Source organism: Motilibacter deserti, from assembly GCF_011250635.1.
GTDB lineage: Bacteria > Actinomycetota > Actinomycetes > Motilibacterales > Motilibacteraceae > Motilibacter_A > Motilibacter_A deserti.
Genome location: NZ_JAANNP010000010.1, coordinates 26,944 through 52,633, shown reverse-complemented (window position 1 = coordinate 52,633; position 25,690 = coordinate 26,944). Strand labels below are relative to the sequence as shown.

The following is a 25,690-nucleotide window of genomic DNA, read 5'->3' as shown; positions in this document are numbered from 1 at the left end:
CGTTCAACGTGAACGCGATCGTCCCACCCTGGTGGTAGTGGCCGGACAGGGCGTCGAAGAAGAGCACCGGGTCCGACGGCGCCGCGTCCGTCACCGCGAGGGTGGTCGACGCGGACCGTACCCACTGCCCACCGCGGGGCTCCAGGACCGAGACGAAGACCTGGGCCTTGTCGAGGGACATGTCCGCGGTCAGGTCGAGGGTCGACGACGTCGCTCCTTCGATGACCTGGAGCTCCGTCCCACCGGGCTTCAGCAGCGACCACTGCCAGCGGAAGCGCTCGTCCGCCGGGTAGAGCTCAGCACTGAGCCGGATGGCCTGGCCCGCGCGGTAGACCGTCTGCTTGCCGGAGAGCAGCAGCTCGCGCTCCTTCACCGTCGGGGTGAACGACGCGGACTGGGCGACGACTCGCCCGTCCGCATCGACGATCTGCAGCGCGAGCTCGACCCAGCCGAAGTTCTGGACGTAGACGTTGAAGGGGTTGGTCCCCGTGAAGCTGTCGCCGTACCACGTGCTCGTCGGCTCCCACACCGCCGAGGTGCGCGGGTTGCGCATGACCCAGCGGTACGCCTGGCCCTCCTGCAGCGGAGCGTGCGTGGCGGTCAGCTCGGCCCACTCGCCTTCGAGGTATGACCCGGCCAGCCCGGCGAGCGTGAGCGGCGCGCCCGATCCGACGTTCGGGCCTGCCACCACGAGCGGGACGGCAGCCGATTCCTGCAGGGTGCGGTTGCCCTGCCGCAACTCCACCGAGATGCGCCACCCGTCGTACGACGTGGTCAGCTCGCGCACGAGCTCCGCGTAGGGCGCCTCGCCGACGTCGGCCATCACGTAGCTCGTGCCGCCGGCGACCGGCTCGATGATCCAGCGGAAGCTCTGGTCCTCTGCCGGCGTGATGCCGGCGGCCCGTGCACGCAGCGTCTCACCGGCCGAGTACGAGGCCTTGACGCCCTCGACTACCAGCACGCCGGTGTCGGCATTCCGGACGGTCACCGTGGTCGCGGCCGAGGTCGACGAGGAGAACTCGTTGGTCCAGGTCGGCGTGTAGGTCGCCGTCAACGTCCGCGCGCCCAGCGGCAGCGCGGACGTGGTGAGCGCCGCGACGCCGTCCGTGACGGCGGTGTGGCCCAGGCTGCTGCTGCCGTCGAAGAACTCCACCCAGCCGGTGGCCGCCGCCGGGGACACGGCCGCGGTGAGCGTCACCGGGGAGCCCGCGGTCACGGCGGACGCGCTCGCCGACAGGGTTGTCGCCGTCGCGGCCGCCGGCTGGATCGCCCCGACGTGGAACGTGTAGTCGACCGGCGCCGAGGAGACCGGGGCCCCGCCGACGGTCCCGCTCGCGGTCACGGTCAGGACGTACGTCCCACTAGCGGAGAAGGCCCAGTTGGCGTGGACGTGCTGCCCGGCGGAGAGGGCGTACGTGCGGTAGGCGTCGCCCTGGCTGGACAGCAGCCGGCGCGGCCCGGTGAACGGGGTCTGGAAGAGGTTCACCGTGCCCGGGCCGGTCACGTTGGTCAGGTTGATCTGGACGCGATTGCCGTCCAGCAGGCCGCTCGGGACGGCCTCGGTGTTGAAGCCCGGCCACAGCACCGTGCCACCAGGGTTCGTCTCGGGTGCGATCCACACGTCGGAACCGGCAGCGCCAAGGAAGGCGTACTGCGCGTTGTCCGGCACCTGGAGCCGGGTCTCCTCCTCGACGTTGAAGATCGTCGAGGCGGGGTCCAGGCGCTTGCCGAAGACACCGTCGACGTCGGCCTTCGTGCCCAGCACGAGCTGGCCCGTCTCGGAGAACACCGCGATGGCATCGGTGTGAACCTTGGACAGCACCCGCTTTGCCTGGCTCTCGGGCGGTGCGGCCTCCGCGGCCGACGCCGTGGCCGGCAGCGCCGACGCGAGCACAGCCATGAGACCGGTCATTCCGAGCAGAGCCCGGGATCGTCGTTTGACGTGCATGGGTCTCCCTTCCGCCGCAGCAGGAGCGGCATGTCGTGGGGAACTGGCGGAGATGCGAGAGGGAGCAGGCCTCCCGTCGGGGGGCCTCTCAGCACTGAGCCTAGATGACAACGGTTGTCGTTGTCCTACACTGACGGCATGACAGTCCCACCGCGACGCGACCCCGGCGTCCCTCGCCTGCTGCGCAGGAGGCGCCCCGCCCGCTGGCGGGACCGCCCTCCGCTTCCCTGCCGGCGCACCGTGAGCGCTCGTCCCGGGGAGCACTGGGCGCGGCTCTGAACTCGCTACCGCGCCGAACTCCAGAGGAGGAGCCCATGTCGGCCCACTGCCAGGTGACGGGACGTGAACCCGGTTTCGGGAACACGATCTCGCACTCTCACCGCCGGTCGAAGCGCCGCTTCGACCCCAACATCCAGCGCAAGACCTACTGGGTGCCCAGCCTCGGGCGGAAGGTGACGCTCCGCGTGAGCACCAAGGGCATCAAGACCATCGACCGCCGCGGCATCGACGCGGTCGTTCGCGAGATCCTTGCCCGTGGGGAGCCCGTCTGATGGCGAAACGGAGCAAGATCGCGCGGGACCTGCAGCGCCGAGAGGTCGTCGCGCGCTACGCGGCCCGCCGGGAGGAGCTCAAGGAGATCCTCCGGTCGCCGGCGAGCAGCGAGACGGAGCGTGCGAATGCGCTCACCGAGCTCCGGCGACAGCCCCGCGACGCCAGCCCGACGCGGCTGCGCAACCGCGACACGGTCGACGGCCGCCCGCGAGGGCACCTGCGCCGCTTCGGCCTGTCGCGCGTCCGGTTCCGGGAGATGGCGCACCGCGGCGAGCTCCCAGGCATCACGAAGTCCAGCTGGTGACGATCCTGACGACGAAAGAGGGGTGACCCGTGGCCGTACCCAAGCGCCGCATGTCCCGCAGCAACACCCGCAGCCGCCGAGCCCAATGGAGGGCGACGCCACCCGACCTGGTGCCGGTAGTCGTTCGAGGCGAGCAGCTTCTGGTGCCTCGCCGGCTCGTCAAGGCGTACCAGCTGGGCTTGCTCGAGTAGGGCTTTGCCCTGTCAGGTCACCCTGACGTCCAGAGGTCAAGGCAGGAAGGAGCGCCGGCCCTCGGCGCAGACCGGCGCTCCTCGTGCGGCACCTGATTCGCGAGTCGAACTTCAGGTCTGCCGCGCAGCCCACCTGACCGCGCTGTCCCCGCGCCCAGGGCCGTCCGGCCGTCGCTCGGGCCCGGAAGCCCGAAGTGATCGAGCGGCCTGCCGGGCGGCTCAGCCCTCGTACGGGTCCGCGGGCTGGTCGACCTGCTCGACGGACGCAGCGGCGATGACGGCCGCCCCGGCCTCCTTCGCACCGGCGTAGGTGGTGTACGTGCCGCGCACCGTGACCCACGTGTCCTTCTCCGGTGCCGGCTCACCCTGCACCTCGACGAGGACGGCCGACGCGTCGGCTGCGCAGCACGACATCATCATGCGCGTCACGAACCACGACTTCCCGTCGGTCGCCGGCGTCACGAAGCCCGTCAGCTCGAGCGTCCGCCCCTGCAGGGTGCGGCCGTCGTCCCACACCGCGCGGTTGGCGTACTCCACCAACGTCAGCGGCACCTCACCCTCGGGGAGCGCGGCCAGGTTGCTGTTGGTGGACTCGGGCACGGCGACGCTGCTGCGGGAGGCCGCGTAGGAGCCGAGGGCGGGCGGGGCGACGAGGAAGATCGCCAGGACGGGGAGGAGCAGGAGCCAGGCGATCCGAGGCCCGCCGTGCTCGTGGCCGTGACCCTCGTGGACGGCCGTGCCCGTCTCGACCAGTGTCGCGGCGCCCTCGCCCGCGGCACTCAGCTCGCTCGCGTCCGCGGCCCCGGCGACCGCCTTCCGCGGCCACAGCAGCTCGCTGACGACGGGGTAGAGCCCGATGACGAGGAGCACGATCGCCGAGGCGATGAGGAATGGCTGCATCGCCTCCTTGACGTAGCGCATGAAGAGGTCGCTCAGGGAGATGCGCAGGAGCGCCCCGCCGAGCAGGGTGACGACGATGCTCTGGGCTTCGCGGTTCACAGCAGCCACCAGGCGGTGAGGACGGCGGAGGTCACGGCGACGACGAACGTCACCGGGGCGAAGCGCACCGCGAAGGACCGGCCGAAGGTGCCGGCCTGCAACGCGATGAGCTTGACGTCGACCATCGGGCCGACGACGAGGAAGGCGAGCCGCGACGTCATCGAGAACTGCGACAAGCTCGCGGCGACGAAGGCGTCCGCCTCCGAGCAGATGGCGAGGATCACCGCCAGGCCCGCGAGCGCGAGCACCGAGATGACCGGCTGGTCCGCCACCGCGTCGAGCCAGGACCGGGGCACCACGACGTTCATCGTCGCGGCGAGCAGGCCGCCGACGACGAGGAAGCCGCCCGCGTGCAGCAGGTCGTGCTGGGCCGAGTCACGGAAGACGGCGAGCTTGCCCTCACCGGTCGACGGCCGGCGTGGGGGCCGCAGCCACTCGGCCTTGCCGAACCTGGCCCACAGCCACCCCATCACGATGGCGGCGGCGAGGGACGCGATCAGTCGGGCGAAGACGACTTCGGGCTTTCCGGGGAAGGCCACCGCCGTGGCGACGAGGACGACCGGGTTGATCGCCGGCGCGGCCAGCAGGAAGGCGAACGCCGCCGCCGGCGCCACGCCCCGGGCCACGAGGCTGCCCGCGACGGGGACGGAGGCGCACTCGCACCCGGGCAGCACGGCGCCCGCTGCCCCGGCCATCGGCACGGACAGGGCAGGGCTGCGCGGCAGCGCACGCGCGATGAGGCTCGGGGGCACGAAGGCCATGAGCGCGGCGCTGAGGACCACTCCCAGGACCAGGAACGGCAGCGCCTGGATGCAGATCGAGACGAAGATGGTGGCCCAGGTCGCGAGGGCGGGCGCGTCCTCGATCGCGTCGACGACGAAGCGCTGGCCCATGACGACCAGCACCACCCCGATCGCCACGACCTCGACCGAGCCGATCCGCAGCCGCCGCCGCGGGCGCTCGGGCCCCGGGGCAGGGGCCGTCGTCGCGCTCACCTGAGTGCTCACGCGGGCACGCTACAGAGCCGGAAGGGCCTCCGCGAGGGTTACGCCCAGCCGAAACCTGGCCGTGACAATCGCATTCAGTTGGAAGAGGTCCTCAGGCCAGCCCGAGGTAGGTGACCTCCACCCCCTTCCACCCGGCAGCGCCCGTCGCCGCGACGGCGGCACGTACGCCGTAGACCCGCTCGATCAACGCCGGCGTCAGCGCCTCGACCGGAGGGCCGTCCGCGACGACCCGGCCGCTCATCAGCACCACGACGCGGTCGCAGAAGCGCGCGGCCAGTGGCAGGTCGTGCAGCGCGGCGACCGTGGTCACGGGTAGCGCGGCGAGCAGCTCGAAGAGCTCGAGCTGGTGGCGCACGTCCAGATGGTTGGTCGGCTCGTCGAGCAGCAGGCAGCGCGCCCCCTGGGCCAGCCCCCGGGCGAGGTGCGCCCGCTGCCGCTCGCCCCCGGAGAGCGTGCTCCACCGGCGGTCGCCGAGGTGGCCGACCCCAACCTGCCCCATCGCCTGCTCGACCGCGGCCTCGTCGCGGGCGGTCAGGCCGCCCCACCGGTCCCGGTGCGGCACCCGCCCCAACGCGACGACGTCGCGCAGCCGCACGTCCACCTCGGTGGATGCCTCCTGGTCGACGACAGCGACGGCCCGGGCGAGCGCACGCCGGTGCAAGCTGTCGGCCGCGCTCCCGTCGTACGCCACCCGGCCCCCGTCCGGTCGGCGCAGCTGGGCGATGCAGCGCAGGAGCGAGGACTTCCCCGAGCCGTTCGGGCCGAGCAGGCCGACGAGCGAGCCCGGCTCGGCGCGCAGCGAGACGTCGTCGACGATCCGCCGGGCCTGGGCGGACCAGCTGACGCCCTCGACCGCGAGGGCGCTCACCGGGCCACGCTGCGCAGGACGAGCAGGAGAGCCGGCGCGCCGACCAGAGCGGTGACGACCCCGACGGGCACCTCCTGAGGAGCGAAGGCCGAACGGGCGAGGGCGTCGGCCCACACCAGGAAGACCGCTCCGGCGACGGCGGACGTCGGCAGCAGGCGGGCGTGGGCAGTGCCGACCAGCCGGCGCATGGCATGCGGGAGCACCAGCCCCACGAAGGCGATCGCTCCCGACACCGCAACTGCCCCCGCGGTGACGAGTGCCGTTGTCACGAACAGCAGCCACCGGGTGCGCGCGACGTCGACGCCGAGCGAGGCGGCGGCGTCCGCGCCGAAGGTGAACGCGTCGAGGGCGGCCGACCGCGACCAGAGGACGAGCCCGCCGACCACGACCAGAGCCACGACGAGGGCGACGGAGCTCCAGCGGGCTCCCGACAGCGAGCCGAGCAGCCAGTAGGTGACCCCCCGCACCGTCTGGGCGTCCCCGCTCGCCATGAGCAGCAGCGCGCTCACAGCTGCGAACAACTGGCCGACCGCGACCCCGGTCAGCACGACGCGGGTGATGGAGGTGCCGACGCCCGAGCCGACGAGGAGCACCACGAGCGCGAACGCCAGGAGACCGCCGAGGAACGCTCCTCCGGCGAGGCCGACGGTAGCGGCTCCGAGCCCCAGCAGGAGGACCGCCACCGCGCCGGCCGAGGCGCCCGAGGAGATGCCGAGGAGGTACGGGTCGGCGAGCACGTTGCGCGTCAACGCCTGGAGCACGCACCCGCAGAGCGCGAGGGCCGCGCCCACCGCCGCCGCCAGCAGGACCCGCGGCAGCCGCAGCTGCCACACGACCGAGTCCGCAAGCGGCGCGAGCGGGCTGGTTCCGAGCCCGAGGTGGGCCGCGACGGAGCGAGCGACCTGCTCGACGCTCAGGTCGGCGGCTCCGATGCACACCGCCACCGCGCAGGAGACGAGGAGCAGCCCGACGCCCGCCCCGAGCCGGACGGCCGGGCCCAGCCAGCGGCTGCGCCCGGCCACCAGCAGAGCGGTGGGCTCAGCGGCGAGCGAGGACGACGTAGTCATCGAAGTGCTGCCAGATCGGCCCCGCCTCGCGGAACCCGGCGACGCGCAGGGCCTCGACGTGAAAGCCCAGGCTGAGGTCCGGGTTCCGCGGGCGGTCGGCGAACCGGCTCTCGCGCTCGGCCAGCGCTGTGGCGTACTCGGGGTCGTCGGCGAGGGCGTCGAACCAGGCGTCCCACGTGTCGACGCCGCCGGCATGCGCCGCCGCCTGGGTCCGCTCGTCATCGGCCGCTGCCAGCGTGGTGAACAGCTCCCGGCCGGTGGGCGCCCTCAGATGGTCTGCGTTCAGGAATACCGATTCCTGCTCCAGGATTCCGCCGAGATCGGAGTAGAGGCGGGCCAGCACGGCACCCGGCAGCCAGTGCAGGGCGGTCGAGCTGAGCACCGCGTGGGGCGCCTCACCCTGCAGGACGGACAGCCACGAGGGGTCGAAGAGGTCGACATCGGCGAAGTGCACCCGGTCGTCGTGCCCGCCCTCAGCGGCCCAGTCCCGGGCGAGCGCGAGCAGGGCGGGGTCGTAGTCGACGCCCAGGCACCGCATGCGGGGGAAGCGCTGGGCGACCCGTGCACTGATGGAGCCCGGCCCGCACGCCAGGTCGAGGACGAGCCCGTCGGCCGGGACGGTCGCCTCGACCACGTCGAGCATGATCGCGAAACGTTCTTCACGACGAGAGATGTACGCCGCCTGCTGGTCGTCCCAACGGCGCAGCATCGCTGCAGCCGGGCCCTCGGCGCGGGTCTGCGTGGGAACAAGGCTCATCTCGTACCTCCGAAGCTCATGTCTGCCATGGCGGATGCCAGCTGGGCGACGGCATCGGCGCTGCGCACCGAGGCGTCGAGAGCCGAGCCGGGAAGAGCGACGAGCCGGTCCTGCCGCACTGCGGTCAGCTTCGACGCGACCGGGTCCGCGGCCAGGAGCTGCCGCTTGTCCGAGGCGCTGTCGCCGGGCTTGCCCCGGGTCAGGTCGGCGAGCACGATCACGTCGGGGTCGCGGTCGGCGATCTCCTCCCACGAGGCCTCGACCCAGCTGCCGCCCAGGTCGTCGAAGGCGTTGCGGGCGCCCAGCAGGTCGCCCATCGCGTCGGGTACGCCGCCCGGCCCGGCCACGATCGGCGTGCCGTTGTAGGTGGAGTAGAACCAGACGACGCTCGGCTCGCCCTCGACCTGGGCCGCGGCCTGAGCGGCCGCGTCCAGCTTGTCCTGCTGCGTGCGGACGAGCTGCTCGCCGCGGTCCCGCACGTCGAAGGCGGCTGCGACGTCACGCACCTCCCGGAACAGCCCCTCGAAGCTGAAGGGGGCACTCAGCTTCGGGTCCTCGCAGTTCATCCGGGAGACGTAGGCGGGGACGCCGAGCTCGGCGAGCTCGTCACGCGTGCCGGCGACGTCGGCGGTGAACGCGGACGGGAGCATGGAGTACAGGAAGTCCGGCTCCTGCGCGCGCAGGGCCTCGGGCGCCGGGTACTGCGCCGCGAGCACGGGAACCTTGTCGTAGTCGGCCTGCAGCGCGGGAAGGACCGGGTCCGTGAGGTAGCTCGTTCCCGCCATCCGGTCGGCCAGGCCGAGGCTGAGGAGCATCTCGGTCGCGCCCTGCTCCAGCGTGACGGCCTGCTCGGGGGCGGAGTCGAGGACGACGTCGCGGCCGCAGTCGTCGGAGATGGTGACGGGGTAGCCCGCCGCCGCCGAGGAGGCTGCAGTGCCAGCGGGCGCCGCGGCGTCGGTCCCACCACAGGCGGTGAGCACCAAGGTGCATGCGACGACCGCGGCCGCTCTGGTGGCAACGGTTTTCATGTGCTGAAGCATAGATCATGGCTGACGGTGCGCGGAACGGTCCGGGAAGGGCCGGCGCAGGACGCCGACAGCCCCCGCCTTCCCGGGCCGGCCGGGACGACAGGGGCTGTCGACAGCAGAACTGCTGCTAAGGAACGAGCTCGAGCTTCTTCAGCTCTGCGTCCAGCGCTGCGGCGTCCTTGCCGCCGGGCCAGCCGCGCAGCAGCTTGCCGCCGCGATCGACGACCACGACGGCCGGTGGCTCGCGGATGGCGTACGAGCGCCAGACCTCGCCGGGCTCGTCGAGGATGAGCGGGTAGCCGACGGTGTGCTGGGCCGCGAACGAGGAGAGCGCCTCCCTGGAGTCCTGCGTGGCCACGCCGACGAAGTCGATCTCCCCGTCGTAGGTGCGGGCGAGCTCGCTGAGCGCGTCCTGCCGCTCCTGGCACTGCGCGCACCAGGAGGTGACGAAGGAGATCACCATCGGCCGCTCTCTCCACCGGGCGGCCACGTTCACCGAGGTGCCGTCCAGCGCGAGCCCGGCGAAGGGCGGTGCGGTCAGCTCACCGGGCGGCAGTGTCGGCTCCGGGCTGGGGGCGTCGAAGGACGGCTGAGCCACCGGCGGCGCGGTCGCCGCGACCCCGGCGGTGTCCTCGTCGGAGTCGTCCGACCCACCCGGCAGCCCCGGGAGCGGGACGACGAAGCCGACGACGAGCGCGACGGCCAGCACGGCAAGGGCCCACAGCCCGCGCGTACGGCTCACAGCACGCCCACCAGGATCTTGCCCTCGACCTCGTCGTCCTGCTTGGTCAACGGAATGGGGTTGCCCTCGTCGAGCACGAGCCGGTAGCCGTCGCCGACGGGAACCTTCACGGGGATGGAGAACTCGCAGAAGGTCGGCACCCGCTCGACCCCGAGGTCCTGCTCGAGCGCGGGGCGCGCGGTGCCCGCGGGGATGGTTCCCGTGGTGACGGCCGCCCCGGCGGCATCGGTGATCGTGAAGGGCGCCGTCGGGTGGACGTAGATGTAGCCGCCGGCGCCGGAGCATGCCTCGCCGACCTCGCGGATGTTGGCGTCGCGAACGAGCAGCCGTACGGTGCGCTGCTCGGTGGGCGTCGCCTCGGCTGCCGCGTCGGCGTCGTCCTCGCTGCCCGTGCAGCCGGCCCCGAGCAGCGCAGCTGCCGCGACGAGCGTCAGTGCGGCTCCTCGCCGAGCGGTCCCTGCATGCACGTGTGCGTTCTCCCGACGATCGAGAAGGGCTGGCCGGACCGTCAATATCGCACGGCCGAGGAAGCAACCTGGTGGCCGCGGCGTGCGGGGCCGGCGTCCTCCCCGTGGCGACGAACGGCCGGCGCCACGGGGAGGACGATCCGCTAGCGGACCGACTTCACCTTGCAGTCCGCGTGCGCGACCTTGGTCGGGTCGGACTCGGAGGTCGCGGTGAGGACGATCGCTCCCTGGTGCTTCGCGCCAGGAGCGGCCTTGACGTTGACGAGCACCTCGGCCGTCTCCCCGACCTTCGCCGTCGCGAGCGCGTTGGGCAGCGACGCGCTCCAGCCCTCGCCGCGCGTCGCCACCGAGAGCCGGTAGACGTCGGAGTCGAGGAACGCGGACACGTTCTCCGGGTGCCCGGCCGTGGCCGAGGCGGACGGCGTACGGCCGCTGTTCTCGATCGTGAACGAGCAGGTCGTGCCGGTCATGTCGGCAGCGCTCGCGGCCTCCCCCTTGCCGATGACCTCGACGCCGCGGCGGACCGCGCCCGCACCCTTGGTCGACTTCACGGCGAGGGTGTAGCTGAGGATGCCCTTCGCGTCACGCTCGATGTCGATGACGTAGAAGTGCAGGCCGTTCGCCTCGTCGACGTACTCGTACTCGCTGCCGGAGTCGGTGCCCGCGTGGAACGGGGCGTCCAGCAACTGGCGGAAGTCGCCGCGGGTCATCATCTGCGGCTGGCCGTTGGCGTCGTAGTAGTCGACCTGGTTGATGTCCTGGGGGTTGGCGTCGATCGTCCAGACGAACGGCGCGTTGTCCTGGTCCTTCGTCTTGCTGATCAGGACGCCATGGTCGCCCTGGAAGGAGTCGTCGCCCATCCGGTCGACGACCTCCATCGTGTAGTTCTGGTAGAAGCTGTTCCCCCGGCCGTTGCCGTCGCAGGTGAAGGTCACGGCGCCGCAGACGGGGCTCGCGTCCCGGCCGATGCGGATGTTGATGCCGGAGATCTCGCCCGGGTCCTGCTTCGCCGCACGGGCCTGCACCTTGGCCACCACGACACCGGAGTTCGCGAGCGCGGAGCTGTCGATCCGGAGGACGTTCTCCTCGTCGATGATGCCGAGCTTGATCTTGTCGCGCAGCATGTGCTGGGAACCGAGCGAGGCGCCGTTCACCGGGGGGATCTGCCAACGGCTGTGCGGGCCGCCCGGGCCGAGGAACGACCCTCGGCTCATCATGCTCCACGGGCCGGTGTAGGCGCGCTCCCCGCCGAACGGGTTGTTGTAGTTGTCGAGGATCGTCAGGATGTGGCTGAACTCGTGGGCGTAGGTGCCCATGCCCGAGCTCTCCGCCTGGATCGACGAGCCCTTGCGCGTCGCAGTGGGCAGGTTGGCGTTCGGCCAGATGGTGGCCGCCGCCTTCCACGACGTCCACGGGACGTAGCGCGTACGGGCCGCGTTCTTGCCGGGCACCGTCTCGGGGTTCGTCGGCGACGGCGGGCCCCAGGCGTCCGGGACGTCCGCGGGCGACGCGAAGAGCATGGAGCCGAACTCCTGCCAGCTGCTCGACTCGTCCTGGCCGGCGCCGAGGTAGAACGTGAAGTCGTACTGGTCGATCACCGCCTGGCCGACGTCGGCGAGCCAGGCGGCCTGGCCGTCGGTCCGCATGTTCTTGTTGCAGGCGTCGCCGACCGGGCACGAGCCCGCGTTGAAGCCGTTGTCGATGCCGTACTGGTAGGACTTGAACGGCATGAGGTACGGCCCGAACGCGTCGAGGTCGACCCCGAACTTGCCGTTGCTGTCCTCCTGCCAGTACGAGTTGATCGTCACGTGGTGGTTGAGGTCCTGCGGCTTGTTGAGGAAGTCCTCGTAGAACTGGGCGACCTGCGACCGCGGGATGTCGTGCGCCAGCAGGCTCGGGTTGCCGAAGATCGTCGACTGCGGCGGCTGCGTGACCGCGAACGGCATGTCGGGGTAGTCCACGAGGACGACGGCGCCCTTGAACGTCCGTGTGTCGCCGGTGAGCTTGTTCGCCCAGTCGGTGTCGGGGACCGGCTTGTAGTCCGACCAGGTCATGTTGTCGGGGTTGACCCAGTTCTGCGGGTCGATCGGGCCGACGACACCACTGGCCGCGGTCGCCGACTGGCCCGGCAGCGCCAGGGCGCCCGCCGCCACCGCCGCGGCGGCCACCGTCACGACCCGCAGGCTGCGCATGGACCGCAGCGCTCCAGGGGTACTCCTGCTCCGCATCGCATCACACCTTCTGTCGCTGCGTCGAGGCGAAGGCGTCGTGCGCGCGCCGGCCCCACCCCTGCGACGAGCACACAGGGGCGCCTCAACCTAGGAAGCGACGGAAGGGGCGTCACCCGCCGCCTGTCGGCAGATGTCCGGCCGGTCATTCGACAGATGACGGAACATTGCGCCCGTATCTCGGCAGGATGTCCGGCCCGCTACGTCCAGGCGAGGCACGATGCGGCGGATGCGACGAACGGCGACAGGGGACGCACCAAGGCGGGCCCGCCTCGAGAACGGCTCAGATCAGGGAACGGTTCCGCGCTGGAGCTCGACGGCCGTAGAGAGCGACCGTCCCGCCGGCCCCTGCTGTCGGCGACAGCAAGGTGGGTCACCCCATCGCCGCCGACACGCCGTCCGCTCGCAGGTCGAAGAAGGGGCAGTGCCATCGGTGAGCCATAAGATGACAATGGTTGTCGGTCCGGGAGCGACGGGAGGGTCTCGTGAGGCAGATCACTCATGTCTTCGTCGGGCCGATCCGCTCGCGGCTGACCCGCCGCCGCATGCTCGTTCGATCCGATCCGTGAAGAACCAGCCCGGCAGGCGGGTGGTCCGGCGGCGCGGCCCCACCCACGTCATCAACACGCTCGATCCCCGCTTCAAGACCCATCAGGCCTGATCAGGACCACTGCCGCACAACAGAAGGAGAAAGCATGAACAAGAGCGCACTTGTCGATGCCATCTCGCGCGACGCGGGCCTCGATCCGGCCGCCGCGGACGCCGCTCTCTCCGCCGTGGTCGGAGCCATCACCGGCGCGCTCGCACAAGGCGACAAGGTAGCGATCCCCGGCTTCGGCACCTTCGAGGTCCGCGAGCGCGCCGCGCGGTCCGGGCGCAACCCGCAGACGGGCGAGCCGTTGGAGATCGCGGCGAGCAAGGCGCCGGCGTTCAAGCCGGCGACCGCACTGAAGAACGCAGTGTCCACCTGAGGGCTCGATGCTGACTCCCCCCTAGCACTTCCGCTGCACAACGCTCGCATCCTGTGCGCCGCGCCACCCCTCGTCGGCACGGCGCACAGGATCCTCGTTGCACCGGGCCGGGCGGTCGAGGAAGCTCGACGTTGGCCGCGTCCGACGACGTCGTGGAGCCGAGCCATCCCCAGCCTCAGGCTGACCGGACCACCGGCGTGAGAACTGGGCCGGCCACGGGCCCAGGCACCGGGCCACCACGACTACTCGACAATGATTTCCGTGATCGGTACCGTCGAGCAGCATGGCTCCTCTGACAACAGCGCACCGACCGCAGCGCCCGCAACCGTCGCCTCCCTCCCCTGCGGGACCAGATGCGCCGCTGGGGCCGCATCGCGACGCACCCTGCGCGCCGCGCCAGCGAGCAACGGCTCCGACGCCCCTGAAGCGCGCCTGGACGACGCGCACGTCGGCGCTCACGAGCACGGCGATGGTGATGGCGGCATCACTGGTGGGTGGCGCCGTCGCTCCCGGCCTGGTCGCCTCGCCCGCCGCCGCCGCTCCCGCTGCGACGAAGACGGTGTCGTTGAGCAAGGGCCACGTGGACCTTGCCGCTCGCGTCATCAAGGGCAAGCTGCAGATGCTCGTGAAGGACGGCACCGTGGCCGGCAGAGTGACCTGGCGGGAGCCGTCGAAGACCCGGTACGTCGCTCTCGCGAAGGCCAAGACGACGGTCCCGTCGGCCGATAGCTACCGCTTCCTCGGCCGAGCCGGGGCCCCGCTCTGGCTGCTGCCTCAATCCCAGCGTTCTGACCTGCTGTGGCCGGGGTGGAACACCGAGGAGCTCAAGAGCAACGTCGTCCGCGGCTCGGTCACCTGGAGCCTGCGCAGCGTCCGTGGCCCCGGTGCCTTCGCGCTCTTCACCACCGGCTCGTTCGGTACGCCTCAGGTCGTGTTCGACAGCGATGACAGGAAGGTCGACCGGGCCTCGATCCCGCTCGGCGTCCACGCCCACGGCAGCTGGGCCTTCTCCAAGCGCGGCACCTACCGGCTCACTTTCACCATGAGCGCGAAGCTGGTCAGCGGCAAGAACGTCAGCGACACCGAGGTGCTCACCGTCCAGGTGAAGTAGGAGCGCGCTCCCGGTGAACCCCGGCCAGGAGGAAGCCCCGGGCTTGCTCCTGGCCGGGCGCGCTTCAGGCGCGACCGCCGTCCACCGGCTCCGGCACGTTCGCGTGGGCGCCGGCCAACACGGCGGCGCCGTCCGCAGGGGCGAGCGCGCCGGTGTCGTCGATGAGCGGCCCCCGTCCCCGGCGCAGCCGGCCGACCAGGCCGTGGCGTGGCCCGAGGAACCAGCCGAGCAGGAAGGCGACGGTGAGGACGAGCACGATCGTGCCGCCGGTCGGGAAGTCCCAGGACCAGGAGACGTAGAGCCCGACGAGGGCCGAGGCGCCGCCGATGAGCGGTGCGAGCACCATCATGACGCTCAGCCGGTCGGTGAGCAGCCGGGCGGTCGAGGCGGGCGTGATGAGCAGGGCGAGCACGAGGATGTTGCCGATGGTCTGAACGCTGATGACGACGGCGAGGGTGACCAGCACGTAGAGCACGAGGTCGAGCCAGAAGACCTTCACCCCGAGCGCCCGCGCCGACTCCCGGTCCAGCGAGATCGCGACGAGCTCCTTGTGCAGCAGGAAGACCACGGCGAGGACCGCGAGCCCGGTGATCCCGACGACGTAGAGGTCGCTGTCCGGGATACCGGTGATGGAGCCGAAGAGGAACTGCTGCAGGGAACCGGCGTATCCCGGAGCGCGGGAGATGATGACGACGCCCAGCGCGAACGCGGCGACGAAGAAGATCCCGATGATGGAGTCCTCCTTCAGCCGCCGGTTCTGCGAGAACACGGCCACGAGGACCGCGGTGATGACACCGGCGATCGTCCCGCCGATCACCAGGCTGCCGCCGAGGACGAACGCCACGGCGAGGCCGGGGAAGACGGCGTGCGCGACGGCGTCACCGATGAACGCCATGCCGCGCAGCACGACGTAGCAGCCGACGACGCCGCAGATGATCGAAGACATCACGGCGACGGCCAGCGCCTTGGGCAGGAAGGCGAGTTCAGGGTTGAAAAGATCGGTGAAGAACTCGACGGGGGTCATCGTGCGGTCGCCTTCAGGACGCGGAGCAGGGCTGATTCGGGGCCGACGCCGAACGCCGACATCCAGGGGGCCGGGTCGAGCGCCAGCCGATCGGGAGTGCCGACCGCGACGATGCTGCGGTTGAGCAGGGCGACACGATCGCAGGCGTCGAGCGCACCCAGCAGGTCGTGGGTGGTCATGAGCACCGCCCGCCCCTCGCGGGCCAGGTCGACGAAGAGCGCCGACAGCAGGTCCTGGGTGGGCATGTCGAGCCCGGTGAAGGGCTCGTCGAGCAGGAGCAGTGACGGCCGCAGCGCGAGCGCGCGGGCGACGAGCACCCGCTGGCGCTGCCCCCCGGACAGCTGCCCGACGGGCCGGTCGGCGAGGTCGCTCATGCGTACGCGTTCCAGCGCGTCCGCCACCGCCTCCCACTCGGCTGCGCCCGGGCGACGAAAGAGCCCAAGCCGGCCGGTCAGCCCGGTCATCACGACGTCTGCGACGCAGATGGGGAACTCCCAGGCGAACTCGTGCCGCTGGGGCACGTACCCGAGCGCAGTCCGCCCCGGCTTGGCCGTCCGGCCCTCCACGGCCACCCGCCCGCCGACCGGCCGCAGCAACCCGAGCACGGTGCGCAGCAGGGTCGTCTTGCCGGCGCCGTTGGGGCCGAGCAGGCCGACCAGCTCGCCTTTGTCGACGCTGAGCCGGGCCTGTTGCAGCACGAGCCTTCCGCCGAGCTCGACGGACACGTCCTCGACCGACAGCGCAGGAGCCGCGGCCACCGCCGCGCTCACGCCGGCCCCGCGTCTCGCCCGGTGCCACTGCCGAGCCGCGCGTCGAAGACGCCGCGCTTGGCCCGGCTGCCGCGTACAACGACGAGGGCGGCCACCGCCAGGAGCAGGACGGCGACCAGCAGCACGCCGGCGACAAGGTAGGCGGTCGCCGAGCCACCGGCCTCGTCGTCCGCTGCCGTTGCGGACTCGGCCTGCGGACTGGCGCCGCCCGCGGCCGGCGGCGCCTCCCCCTGCCATGACGCGGCCAGCGCCGTGTCGGGGCTCGTGCCCGTGCCCACGGCGAAGCGCAGCACCGTCGTGCCGCTCGCCGTGGTGCCGTCGAGCAGGTCGGCCGAGACCGTGACCTGCACCAGGTAGACGCCGGGCTCGGTGAAGACCCAGTTGGCGTGGGTGTGGGTGTTGACGTCGACCCAGAAGGGCTGCGGCTCGGCCGTCGTCGACGTCCACAGCGTCTGCGGCTCGTCGAAGGTGCCGGACTGCAGGTAGACGGTGGCGGTGCCCGGGCCCTGCACGCCGTCGAGGGTGAGCGTGACGCCACGGTCGATCCGCTTCATCACGTCGGGGTCCTGGGTGTTCCAGCCCATCCAGACGACGTCCTGGTTCTGCGTCTGTGGGACGACCCAGACGTCGCTGCCAGGCTGGGCACCGAGGAACGCGTAGGCAGGGTCGTCGGGAACGGTCAGCTTCGCCTCGTCGACGACGTGGAACACCGTCTCGTCGGGGAAGCGCCACACGCTCCGTGCGTCCGGGTCCGCGCGGCGGGCGTCGTCGTGGATCATCAGCCGCCACGTCCCGTCGTCGTCGAACCGCGGGCCCACATCGACGTGCCCGGCATCGAGCACGTGCTCACCGTGCACGATGTCCTGGCTCTGCGGGATCGTCTGCTCGAGGCCGGGGTCGTCGCCGTCGACCGCCCAGGCGCCTGCCGGGAGGGCCATCGCGACGAGAGCGATCAGCAGGACGATCGCCGCGGCGTACGCCCGCCGGGCGCAGGCGGTGGGAGTGGAGGTCATCGCAGGGTTCGTCTTCTCCGGAGAGTGCGGCACGACGCCGCGTCGGGTGCCGGTCATGGGCTGAGGCAGCGCCGCAGCGAGTCGGCGTTGAAGCGGACCATCTCGACGTAGCTGCGCACCCTGTCGTCGAAGGTGTCGCCGTAGATGGAGCAGACTTGGACGCCCTGCTCGCCGGCGACCTCGGACAGGGTGGACGCGCGGCTCCTGAGGTTCGGCTCGAGGAACACCGCCCTGACCCGCAGGCTGCGCAGCGTCTGGCTGAGCTTGCGCCGGTCGGCCAGGGACGGCTCCGTCGCGGGGTTCGGTGTGACGAAGCCCGCGATCCGTACGCCGTAGGCCTCGGCGAGGTAGCCGAAGGCGTCGTGCGTCGTCACCAGGTAGCGGTTGCCCTCGGGAATCCGGCCGATGGTGGAGCGCACGTAGTCGTCGGTGCGTTCGAGCTCGGCGAGATAGGCGTCCGCACTGGCTCGGAATTCGGCTGCGTGGGAAGGGTCGGCCTCCGTCAACGTGTCGCGGATCAGCTTGACGTAGGCCATGGCGTTGCGGACGTTCTGCCACAGGTGCGGGTCGATCTCCCCGTGCACGTGCTTGCCGAGCACCGCCTGCGCCAGCTGGTAGACCCGGTCACCAGCGCGCCCGATGAAGGAGTACTGCCGCCCCGCGGGGATCTCGGTGATCGCCTTGTTCGGCACGTCGACGACGACACGCTCTGCCTCCAGCCACTGCTGGGCGTGCTCGCCGCCACCGGACGGGTCGTACTGCACGCCCATGGCCCGGCGGTCGACGTCGACGGTCAGGTCCGCGTGGCCCTCGTCCAGCACCGTGGCGCCCGGGGCGCCGGCCTCGAGCGGGTCGACCCCCACTGCGAAGGTGTAGGTCGCGGGCTTGCCGAGGTCGATCGGCCGCGAGATGTCGTCCACCTGCAGCTGAGCCTGCAAGGTGAGTGTGTAGACCCCGGGCTCGGTGAAGGCCCAGGACAGGTGAGTGTGCGCGTCAGCAGGCAGCGTCGCCGTGTCGTCCGCGAAGCCGTCCGACGCGTCGAACCCGTCCGAGGAGTCGAAGTAGACGTCTGTGTCCCCGATCGACCCGGTGAGGTAGGCGAAGACGTCGCCAGGACCGGTGGCCGCGGTCGCCTTGAGCAGGACCTCCGATGCCCGCGTGGCGCCGAGCTGCCGCCCCTGCCCCTCCGCGCGCATGCCGAGCCAGACCGTGTCGAGGTTGACGTTCTCCACGAGCGGGATCAGCTCGGCGGCGTACTTGACGGCCTCCTCGGCCAGCGAGACCTCGATCGCGTCCGGGGCGAGGTTCGCGTCCAACGTCTTGATGACGTTGTGCTCCTCGAGCAGCGCGTAGTTCGAGAAGGCGACGTCGGCGTAGACGGTGTTGCGGGCGTCCCGCAAGGTCGGCTCATAGCTGTGCGGGTCCGCCGAGTCGGGCACGACCGAGACGACGTCGACGGCATCGCCGCCTACCTGCGAGACCAGGTCACGCAAGATCCCCGTCGTGGTGATGACCTGCAGCCGGCCGGAGTCCGCAGCGAGCAGCGGCCGCGACACGCACCCTGACAGCACGACGGGAGCGGCTGCGAGCAGGGCCAGCAATGCTGTTCGTCTGACGCGGCCGGGAGCCGAGTGCTGGTGGCTCGTTGGGTTCATGGGGACGCGGCTGATCCTTCACGGGAGGTCCGACGAGGGACCGGCGGACGAGCGTCCGCCGGCCCCTTTGTCGAGACGGAACGACTACTTGACGGTGCGTGCCGCGGAGACGGCCCGGCCAGGGCTGCTGCCCTTGCGGGTCACCGTCACGCGTACCGAGATGCGGTGGCCCCGGTCCGCCGGGACGAGCCGGTAGGTCGCCTTCGTCGCCTGGCTGATCGCGCGGCCGTCCCGCAGCCAGCGGTAGCTGTGCGCCCTAGGGACGGGGGACCAGCGCCCAGGCGTGGCGTGCAATGTCCGGCCGACCACGGCGGCGCCCATGGCGACCGGCGAGCGCAAGGCACGCAGCGCGGCCGGCTTCACGAGCATCGCCGCGCTCGCCGACGCCACGCTGCCGCCGGCGGAGGTGGCCGTCGCCCGGCAGGCCACTCGCTGGCCGAGATCGGCCTTGGCGAGCAACCGGCTCGCGGACTTCGCGGGCAGCGTTCGGCCGTTTCGTGTCCAGGCGTACGTGACGCTCGAGGCGTGACGGAAGCGAGCCGTGCACGACACGCGCGTGCCCACCGTGCCCGCGCCGGTCACGCGTGCCCGTGTCAGCACGGTCGGGCGCACCGGCTGCACCGGCTGCTCCGGTTGACTCGTCGGCGGCGTGGTCGCCGGCGGCGTCGCGCCGGGGGCCGGGGTCGTCGGAGTTGGCGCGGGGACGGTAGGAGCCGGAGCGGGGAGGGTGGGGGCAGGAGCCGGGGCCGGGTCGGTCGGCGCGGGGGGCGGCGGGTTGGCGGGCAGGTCGCCGACGACGAAGGTGTAGACCCCGGTCGCCGAGACGGGGGTACCGCCGACGGCCGCGTCGGCACGGACCGTCAGCCGGTACGTGCCGGGAGCGGTGAAGGCCCAGTTGGCGTGCATGTGGACGTTCTTGCGGGTGAAGCTCTTGTAGCCGGGCTCGTCGCTGGACCACAGGCGGGCGGGGGCGCCGAAGGTGCCGGTCTGCCAGAGCTCGACGTCACCAGGGCCCGCGACGCCCGCGAGCGTCAGGGTGGTGTCGTTGTTGTCCAGCGTGCCGGCAGGGACCGACTCGGTGGAGAACCCGGGCCAGAGCTGGTCCTGCCCCTGGACCTCCGGAGCCAGCCACACCGTGGCGCCTGCGGGAGCCACGAAGCCGTACGCGCCCCCGGGCCAGGACGCGATGCGGGAGTCGTTGTCGACGTGGAACCAGACGTCCTCGTTGCTGTAGCGGGTGTGCAGCGCGGGGGTGTCGGCCTTGGTGTCGAGGACGAGCTGGCCGTTGTCCCAGAAGGTGGCGATGGCGTCGGTGTGGACGTCGCTGAGGACCGTGTAGGGCGGCGCGGCGCCGGCCTCCGCGCCGCGCGGCGGGACGACGACGACGGCGGCTCCCACGACGGAGGCGAGGATCAGCCCTCGAAGAGCCGCAAATGCCGAGAGGCTTCGGCGCTGTGCGTTCATTGCAGAAGTTGTCTTCCTGGGTGAGCGGCCAGCGGCGCAGGAACGCGACGAGCGGTGGCGTATGGGTGAGCTCCACCGCCCGCCGTGAACCTGGATTCGAGAATCGTTGTCGTTATGCCCCGCAAGCTAGCAGCCCATGGACGCGAGGTCGAGCCGTTCGCCCCATCGCGCGCAGACACCGACCGCAACCGGGACCGTGACGGTCACGAGCCGGGCCGGAGCATCGGTCCGGCCGTGCCGGTCATTGCCTGAACGGTCCGTGTCACGCGGAGCACCGGCCGCGACTGCAGCAAGCTCAGGCGTACGTGGACGGGCGCTTCGTGCGCACCGTGGACACCCGGTCGACGGCTCGCGGCCTGGACTCGCCTTGTTCGTCGCGAAGCTGCGCGGGCCCGGCAAGCACCGGATGAGCCTGGTCGCGGTCGGTGGCACGCGCGGGAGGGTCGTCGTCGACGGCGTCGGCCTGTCCCGGTGAGCTGACGGCTCCCGGCAAGTCGGCAAGCTGGCGAGCCCGCGACGACGTCCGCACAACACTCCGTGACGATCATGCAGAGTTGGCGAGTTCTCCACAGGTCCTCGGTCTGTGGAGAACTCGCCAGATGTGCATGATCAGCGGGGGTTGTGGGGCGTCAGAGCAGGAACCCCGCCGGGAACGGGTCGTCGGGGTCGAGGAGGTACTGCGCCGTCCCCGTGATCCACGCCCGCCCCTGCACGGTCGGGATGACCGCCGGCAGCCCGGCGACCTCCGACGTGCCGATCAGCTGTCCGGTGAACCGCGTGCCCAGGACGGACTCGTTGACGAAGGGCGTGTCCAGCTCGAGCAGCCCGCGCGCGTGCAGCTGCGCCATGCGAGCCGATGTCCCGGTGCCGCAGGGCGACCGGTCCACCCACCCCGGATGGATCACCACGGCGTTGCGCGAGTCGGCCCCGTCCCGACCCGGGGCGACGACCTGCACGTGGCGGCAGTCGTCGATCGCCGGGTTCGTGGGGTGGACGGGCCGGGCCTGCGCGTTGATGGCGTCCATGAGGACGAGCCCGCGGCGGATCAGCTCCGGCACGGAAGCGGGCTCGACGGGCAGGCCGAGCGCCTCCGCGGGCACGATCGCGTAGAAGTTGCCGCCGAACGCCATGTCGAACGCCACCCGGCCGAGCTCGGGGCCGGCGTCGACCTTGACGTCGGAGGCGAGCAGGAACGACTCGACGTTGCGGATCGTGACGTGCTTCGCCTTCCCGTCCTCCACCGCGACCTCGGCGGTCACGAGCCCCGCGGGCGTGTCGAGGCGTACGGTCGTCACCGGCTCCTGCACGGGGACCATCCCCGTCTCGACGAGCACGGTCGCGACGCCGATCGTGCCGTGGCCGCACATCGGCAGCAGCCCCGACACCTCGATGAACAGCACCCCGTAGTCGGCGTCGGGCCGCGTCGGCGGCTGCAGGATCGCGCCCGACATCGCGCTGTGGCCGCGCGGCTCATACATCAGCAGCGTCCGCAGCCCGTCGCGGTCGCGCTCGAAGAGCAGCTTGCGCTCCATCATCGTCTCGCCCGGCAACGTCCCGACACCGCCGGTGATGACGCGGGTCGGCATCCCCTCCGTGTGGGAGTCGACCGCGTGCAGGACCAGCTTGCTACGCATCGAGGCCCGCCCCGACCGCCAGCTCCACGTCCTTGCGCACCTGGGCCTCGAGCTCCGGAGGGAGCGGGAGCCGCGGCAGCCGGGTCGGGCCGCCGTACCGGCCGACGACGTCCTGCCCGAGCTTGATCGCCTGGATGAACTCGGTGCGCGAGTCCCAGCGGAACGCCGGGTGCAGCCGGCGGTAGACCGGCAGCGCCTCCTGCAGCCGGCCGGCGGCGCCGAGGTCGTAGAGCGCGCGGGACTCGCGCGGCAGCGCGTTGGGGAACCCCGCGATCCAGCCGACGGCGCCGAGCAGCATCAGCTCGAGGAGGACGTCGTCGGCGCCGGCGAGGACGTCGAGCTGCGGGCAGAGCTCCTGCAGCCGGTGGATGCGGCGCACGTCCCCGCTGAACTCCTTGACCGCGACCACGCCGTCGATCTCCGCGATCGTCGCCAGCAGCTCCGGCGTGAGGTCGACCTTGGTGTCGTAGGGGTTGTTGTAGGTGACGACGGGCAGGCCGGCCGCGGCGACCTGGCGGTAGTGCGCGACCACCTCGTCGGGCCCGGCGCGGTAGCCGTTGGGCGGCAGCGCGAGGACCGCGTGCGCGCCCGCCTCCGCCGCCTGCTCCGCCCAGTGGCGCGACTGGTGCCCGCCGTAGCCGCCGACACCGGGGACGACGGAGCACCCCTCGGGCGCGGCCTCCACCACCGCGCGCACGACGTCGGCCCGCTCGGACTCGGTGAGGGTCTGGTACTCCCCCAACGAGCCGTTCGGCGTCACGCCGTCGCACCCCTCCGCGGCGAGCCAGCGCACGTGCTCCTGCAGCCGGTCGAAGTCGATCGAGAGGTCGTCGCGGAAGGGCAGGGTCATCGCCACGACGATGCCTTGCCACGGGTGGCGTGCCTGGGTCACGGGGAGATCCCCTCCTGGGTTCGAGCGAGAGCGTGCAACGGAACGGGTGTGGTGAGGGGGCGGGCGGCGAAGCCGGTCGGCTCCTGCGCGTGCCCGGTCTCCTCCTCCAGCAGCCGGGTCGCCGCCCAGCCGCACATGCGGGCCTGGCAGGGGCCCATGCCGACGCGGGTCAGCAGCTTCAGCGAGCGGGCGTCCTCGGCGCCGAGGTCGCGGATGTCGCCGCGCGCCCGGCCCACCGTGACCTCCTCGCAGCGGCAGAGGACGGTGTCGTCGGTGAGCCAGCCCGTCCAGTTCTGGCCGACGGCGTGGACCGCGTGCATCGCGTCCGCGAAGCGAGATTCATGCAAGCGCCGTTGCTGAAGGCGAGTACGCATCTGCTCGCCGTCGCCGGGCACGTGGCCCACCTGCCGGGCCGCCTCCAGGCCCGCCAGTGCCCCCTCGGTCATCGACAGGTCGGAGCCGCCGATGCCGGTGGCCTCGCCCGCGACCAGCACGCCGGCGACGCTCGATCGCTGCAGCCCGTCGACCTGCGCCACGACGCTCCGGTCACGCGGGTCGGTCCGTACGCCGCAGCCCAGCGCGAGGGCCAGCTCCACCGAGGGCGCGAAGCCGTGGCCGACGCAGACCGCCTCCACGTCGACCGTCCGCGACGCGCCGGGGACGACCCGCCAGTCCGCGTCTACCGCGTCCGTGGTTGCCCGCAGCCCACCGCCCGCCCGTTGCTCGACGCGGGTCACCGCCCGCCTCCGCCACAGCGGCACCCGGTGCCGGGCGAGGGCCGCTGCGTACGCGGCTCCCTCGAGCGCCTTGCCCGGCACGCCGCCGGCGGCGGCGAGCTTTCCGCCCCAGCGCAGCGGGTCCGCCGCGTCGACGACCGCGGCGACGCGGGCGCCGGCGTGCGCGAGCCCGGCGGCCACGGCGTACAGGAACGGACCGGTGCCGGCGACGAGGACGCGCCCGCCGACGAGGACGCCCTGGCCCTTGAGCAGCGCTTGCGCGCCGCCGGCGGTGACGACGCCGGGCAGGTCCCACCCCGGGAACGGCAGCACGCGGTCGTGGGCGCCGGTCGCGAGCACGACGACCGGCGCGGTCAGCTCGTCGACCGTGTCGGCGTCGTGGCGGCCCGTGCCGAGCAGGCGCAGCACGGTGCTGTCGCCGGTGCGCTGGGCCTGCCAGACGCGGCTGCCGAGCCGCCAGGTGATCCGGGGCTCGACGAGCGCCGCGGCGAGGAGCCGCTCTGCCCGCCGCGAGGTGTGGGACGCGGCCCGCGCCCGGCGTACGGCCGGCCCGTCGCCGCGCACGTCGGGGCGGCGGAGGTACTGCCCGCCCGCCTGCCGCGCGCCGTCTACGACGGTGACGCGAGCACCCGCGCGCGCCGCGGTGACGGCGGCGGCGAGCCCGGCCGGCCCGGCGCCCACGACGGCGACCTCGACCGCGCTCACGACGCCGCCTCCACGGGCGCGGGGCCGACGCCGTCCTGGGTCTGCACGTCATCGCCGGGCAGGGCCTCGGTGAGGCAGGCGCGCACCCCGGCCCGGCCGTTGAGGACGACGAGGCAGTCGAAGCACGCGCCGATGCCGCAGAAGACCCCGCGCGGCCGCCCGCCGAGCCGGGTACGTCGGGTCTGCCGCTGCCCGGCCGCGAGCATCGCGGCGGCGACGGTCTGCCCGGGGACGGCGGGCACCTCGACCCCGTCCACGGTGAGGCACCCGGTCGCGCCGCACTCAGACGGCGGCACGGTGCACCTCCGGCGCGGGCAGCCCGTCGAAAGCGGCGAAGCGCGCCGGGGCGAACGGGGACAGGTCCAGCGACGGCCGCGCGCCCGTGACCGCCTCGGCGACGAGCTCGCCGGTCGCCGCCGCGAGCCCGATCCCGGCACCCTCGTGGCCGTGGGCGTGCACGAGCCCCGGCACCCGTGGGTCGGGGCCGATGACCGGCAGATGGTCCGGGGAGAACGGGCGGAACCCGGCGTACGAGCGCATGACCCGCGCTGCCGACAGGACCGGGAACAGCTCGGCGGCGCCGCGGGCGAGGGCGCGCAGCGCGTCGACGTTGACGGTCCGGTCGAAGCCCACCAGCTCGCGCGTCGCGCCGACGAGCACCGGCCCGCTCGGCGTGCCCTCGACGACCGTCGAGGTCTGCAGCCCGGCGTCCCCCGTCGCGACGTTGTCGAGGTACTCGGCCGAGTAGACCTTGTGCCGCACGAGGAGCGGCAGCGGCTCGGTCACGAGGATGAAGCCGCGCCGCGGGGCCACCGGCGTCGGCGCTCCGGCGAGCCCCGCCACGTCACCGGCCCACGCCCCAGCGGCGTTGACGACCCAGCCTGCCGCGATGCGGCCGCCCGGGGTGTCGACCCCGCGCACCGCGCCGTCACCGCCGCGGGCGACCCCCGTGACCGGAATCCTCGTGCGTACGTCGGCGCCGAGGCCGCGGGCCGCGCGCAGCAGGACGGCGGCTGCCCGGGCGGGCTGCAGCTGCGCGTCCTGCGGGTAGTAGGCACCGCTGGCGAGCCCGGGCGCGAGGTGCGGCTCGAGCTCCGCGAGCCGCTCGCCCGGGACGAGCTCGACCTCGACCCCGGCCCCCGCCTGCGCGCGGGCGAACGCCGCCAGCGAGCGCTGCGCGGCCGGGTCACGCGTGACGACGAGCCCGCCCTTCGGCTCCAGCTCGAAGCCGCCGTAGCGCTCCTGCAGCTCCTCGCCCAGCCGGCGCCAGAGCGCGTTGCTCAGCAGCGCGAGGTCGAGCTCGGGGCCCGGCCCCTTGTCCGAGACGAGGACGTTGCCCTCCCCCGACCCGGTGGTGCCGGACAGCAGCGGGCCGCGGTCCAGGACGGCGACGCGCAGCCCGCGCCGGGCCAGGGCGTACGCGCAGGAGGCACCGACGATGCCCGCGCCCACGACGGCCACGTCGCACGCCGCGGCGGGCGTCGACGGAGGCTGCGAAAGCGGCACGGAGGTCTCCTGCGCGTGGTGCGGGAATCGGATTGTGCGAGGGCCGACGG

Annotated in this window: 26 protein-coding genes; 6 read left to right on the top strand and 20 right to left on the bottom strand. The window is 72.4% G+C overall.

All coding sequences use genetic code 11. The features are described 5' to 3' along the window. Positions 1-1,900, bottom strand: a 1,900-nt coding sequence (locus G9H71_RS13370; protein ID WP_196792071.1) for a choice-of-anchor M domain-containing protein, incomplete at its 3' end; no start/stop codon positions are given. A gap of 362 nt (positions 1,901-2,262) precedes the next feature. On the opposite strand from G9H71_RS13370, the gene rpmB reads away from it, so the two are divergent. From rpmB to rpmF, 3 genes are read left to right on the top strand one after another with little or no spacing between them, the layout of a single operon-like run. Beyond that, positions 2,263-2,499 (top strand): 50S ribosomal protein L28, encoded by a 237-nt coding sequence (rpmB, locus tag G9H71_RS13365; protein WP_166282616.1) that lies wholly within the window; start codon positions 2,263-2,265, stop codon positions 2,497-2,499. Further along, on the top strand, positions 2,499-2,804 hold the full coding sequence (gene rpsN, locus G9H71_RS13360; protein WP_166282614.1) for a 30S ribosomal protein S14: 306 nt from the start codon (positions 2,499-2,501) through the stop codon (positions 2,802-2,804). Before rpmB ends, rpsN begins: the two co-directional genes overlap by 1 nt. Positions 2,805-2,833: 29 nt before the next feature. Continuing rightward, positions 2,834-2,995 (top strand): 50S ribosomal protein L32, encoded by a 162-nt coding sequence (gene rpmF / locus G9H71_RS13355; protein ID WP_166282612.1) that lies wholly within the window; start codon positions 2,834-2,836, stop codon positions 2,993-2,995. Between the two features lie 219 nt (positions 2,996-3,214). Here rpmF and G9H71_RS13350 read toward each other — a convergent pair whose 3' ends face one another. From G9H71_RS13350 to G9H71_RS13310, 9 genes are all read right to left on the bottom strand, one after another. Next, positions 3,215-3,994 (bottom strand): TIGR03943 family putative permease subunit, encoded by a 780-nt coding sequence (locus G9H71_RS13350; RefSeq protein WP_331272971.1) that lies wholly within the window; start codon positions 3,992-3,994, stop codon positions 3,215-3,217. Next, the gene (locus G9H71_RS13345) at positions 3,991-5,001 is read right to left on the bottom strand and encodes a permease (protein ID WP_331272970.1); all 1,011 of its coding nucleotides are present in this window, start codon (positions 4,999-5,001) and stop codon (positions 3,991-3,993) included. Before G9H71_RS13345 ends, G9H71_RS13350 begins: the two co-directional genes overlap by 4 nt. 91 nt (positions 5,002-5,092) lie before the next feature. Beyond that, complete coding sequence (locus G9H71_RS13340; protein WP_166282610.1) at positions 5,093-5,869, bottom strand: ABC transporter ATP-binding protein; 777 nt, start codon at positions 5,867-5,869, stop codon at positions 5,093-5,095. Further along, on the bottom strand, positions 5,866-6,936 hold the full coding sequence (locus tag G9H71_RS13335; RefSeq protein WP_166282608.1) for a FecCD family ABC transporter permease: 1,071 nt from the start codon (positions 6,934-6,936) through the stop codon (positions 5,866-5,868). The genes G9H71_RS13340 and G9H71_RS13335 overlap by 4 nt, the downstream gene beginning before the upstream one ends. Next, the gene (locus tag G9H71_RS13330) at positions 6,908-7,693 is read right to left on the bottom strand and encodes a class I SAM-dependent methyltransferase (RefSeq protein WP_166282606.1); all 786 of its coding nucleotides are present in this window, start codon (positions 7,691-7,693) and stop codon (positions 6,908-6,910) included. The genes G9H71_RS13335 and G9H71_RS13330 overlap by 29 nt, the downstream gene beginning before the upstream one ends. Next, on the bottom strand, positions 7,690-8,721 hold the full coding sequence (locus tag G9H71_RS13325) for an ABC transporter substrate-binding protein (RefSeq protein ID WP_166282604.1): 1,032 nt from the start codon (positions 8,719-8,721) through the stop codon (positions 7,690-7,692). Before G9H71_RS13325 ends, G9H71_RS13330 begins: the two co-directional genes overlap by 4 nt. Positions 8,722-8,848: 127 nt before the next feature. Next, positions 8,849-9,463, bottom strand: coding sequence for a TlpA family protein disulfide reductase (locus tag G9H71_RS13320; RefSeq protein ID WP_166282602.1), 615 nt, complete (start codon positions 9,461-9,463; stop codon positions 8,849-8,851). Then, entirely contained in the window at positions 9,460-9,930 is a 471-nt protein-coding gene (locus tag G9H71_RS25120; RefSeq protein ID WP_166282600.1) for a hypothetical protein, read from the bottom strand. Before G9H71_RS25120 ends, G9H71_RS13320 begins: the two co-directional genes overlap by 4 nt. 143 nt (positions 9,931-10,073) lie before the next feature. Beyond that, entirely contained in the window at positions 10,074-12,122 is a 2,049-nt protein-coding gene (locus tag G9H71_RS13310) for a M6 family metalloprotease domain-containing protein (protein WP_231134765.1), read from the bottom strand. Between the two features lie 601 nt (positions 12,123-12,723). Here G9H71_RS13310 and G9H71_RS13305 point away from each other — a divergent pair. From G9H71_RS13305 to G9H71_RS13295, 3 genes are all read left to right on the top strand, one after another. Then, positions 12,724-12,819, top strand: coding sequence for a 50S ribosomal protein L36 (locus G9H71_RS13305; protein ID WP_269204659.1), 96 nt, complete (start codon positions 12,724-12,726; stop codon positions 12,817-12,819). Next, on the top strand, positions 12,809-13,129 hold the full coding sequence (locus G9H71_RS13300) for an HU family DNA-binding protein (RefSeq protein WP_331272979.1): 321 nt from the start codon (positions 12,809-12,811) through the stop codon (positions 13,127-13,129). The genes G9H71_RS13305 and G9H71_RS13300 overlap by 11 nt, the downstream gene beginning before the upstream one ends. A gap of 475 nt (positions 13,130-13,604) precedes the next feature. Further along, on the top strand, positions 13,605-14,240 hold the full coding sequence (locus tag G9H71_RS13295; protein ID WP_231134764.1) for a choice-of-anchor M domain-containing protein: 636 nt from the start codon (positions 13,605-13,607) through the stop codon (positions 14,238-14,240). A 64-nt stretch (positions 14,241-14,304) separates the two neighbouring features. Here the strand turns inward: G9H71_RS13295 and G9H71_RS13290 are convergent, their stop codons facing one another. The 10 genes from G9H71_RS13290 to G9H71_RS13245 form a co-directional block, all read right to left on the bottom strand. Continuing rightward, positions 14,305-15,264, bottom strand: a complete 960-nt coding sequence (locus G9H71_RS13290) for an anchored repeat-type ABC transporter permease subunit (protein WP_166282592.1) — start codon at positions 15,262-15,264, stop codon at positions 14,305-14,307. After that, positions 15,261-16,034 (bottom strand): anchored repeat-type ABC transporter ATP-binding subunit, encoded by a 774-nt coding sequence (locus G9H71_RS13285; RefSeq protein ID WP_331272969.1) that lies wholly within the window; start codon positions 16,032-16,034, stop codon positions 15,261-15,263. The genes G9H71_RS13290 and G9H71_RS13285 overlap by 4 nt, the downstream gene beginning before the upstream one ends. Further along, positions 16,031-17,047 (bottom strand): choice-of-anchor M domain-containing protein, encoded by a 1,017-nt coding sequence (locus G9H71_RS13280; protein WP_166282662.1) that lies wholly within the window; start codon positions 17,045-17,047, stop codon positions 16,031-16,033. The genes G9H71_RS13285 and G9H71_RS13280 overlap by 4 nt, the downstream gene beginning before the upstream one ends. 53 nt (positions 17,048-17,100) lie before the next feature. Beyond that, positions 17,101-18,702 carry an anchored repeat ABC transporter, substrate-binding protein gene (locus G9H71_RS13275; RefSeq protein WP_166282590.1) on the bottom strand — a complete coding sequence of 534 codons (1,602 nt, stop codon included), beginning with the start codon at positions 18,700-18,702 and terminating at the stop codon, positions 17,101-17,103. 84 nt (positions 18,703-18,786) lie between these two features. After that, on the bottom strand, positions 18,787-20,100 hold the full coding sequence (locus G9H71_RS13270; protein WP_166282588.1) for a choice-of-anchor M domain-containing protein: 1,314 nt from the start codon (positions 20,098-20,100) through the stop codon (positions 18,787-18,789). Positions 20,101-20,795: 695 nt separating this feature from the next. Beyond that, the gene (locus G9H71_RS13265; protein ID WP_166282586.1) at positions 20,796-21,800 is read right to left on the bottom strand and encodes a proline racemase family protein; all 1,005 of its coding nucleotides are present in this window, start codon (positions 21,798-21,800) and stop codon (positions 20,796-20,798) included. After that, positions 21,793-22,692, bottom strand: a complete 900-nt coding sequence (locus G9H71_RS13260) for a dihydrodipicolinate synthase family protein (protein ID WP_166282584.1) — start codon at positions 22,690-22,692, stop codon at positions 21,793-21,795. The genes G9H71_RS13265 and G9H71_RS13260 overlap by 8 nt, the downstream gene beginning before the upstream one ends. Next, positions 22,689-24,134 carry an FAD-dependent oxidoreductase gene (locus G9H71_RS23810; protein WP_166282582.1) on the bottom strand — a complete coding sequence of 482 codons (1,446 nt, stop codon included), beginning with the start codon at positions 24,132-24,134 and terminating at the stop codon, positions 22,689-22,691. Before G9H71_RS23810 ends, G9H71_RS13260 begins: the two co-directional genes overlap by 4 nt. Continuing rightward, positions 24,131-24,430, bottom strand: a complete 300-nt coding sequence (locus G9H71_RS13250; RefSeq protein ID WP_166282580.1) for a (2Fe-2S)-binding protein — start codon at positions 24,428-24,430, stop codon at positions 24,131-24,133. The genes G9H71_RS23810 and G9H71_RS13250 overlap by 4 nt, the downstream gene beginning before the upstream one ends. Further along, positions 24,417-25,640 (bottom strand): NAD(P)/FAD-dependent oxidoreductase, encoded by a 1,224-nt coding sequence (locus G9H71_RS13245; RefSeq protein ID WP_331272967.1) that lies wholly within the window; start codon positions 25,638-25,640, stop codon positions 24,417-24,419. The genes G9H71_RS13250 and G9H71_RS13245 overlap by 14 nt, the downstream gene beginning before the upstream one ends. Between the last annotated feature and the right edge of the window lie 50 nt (positions 25,641-25,690).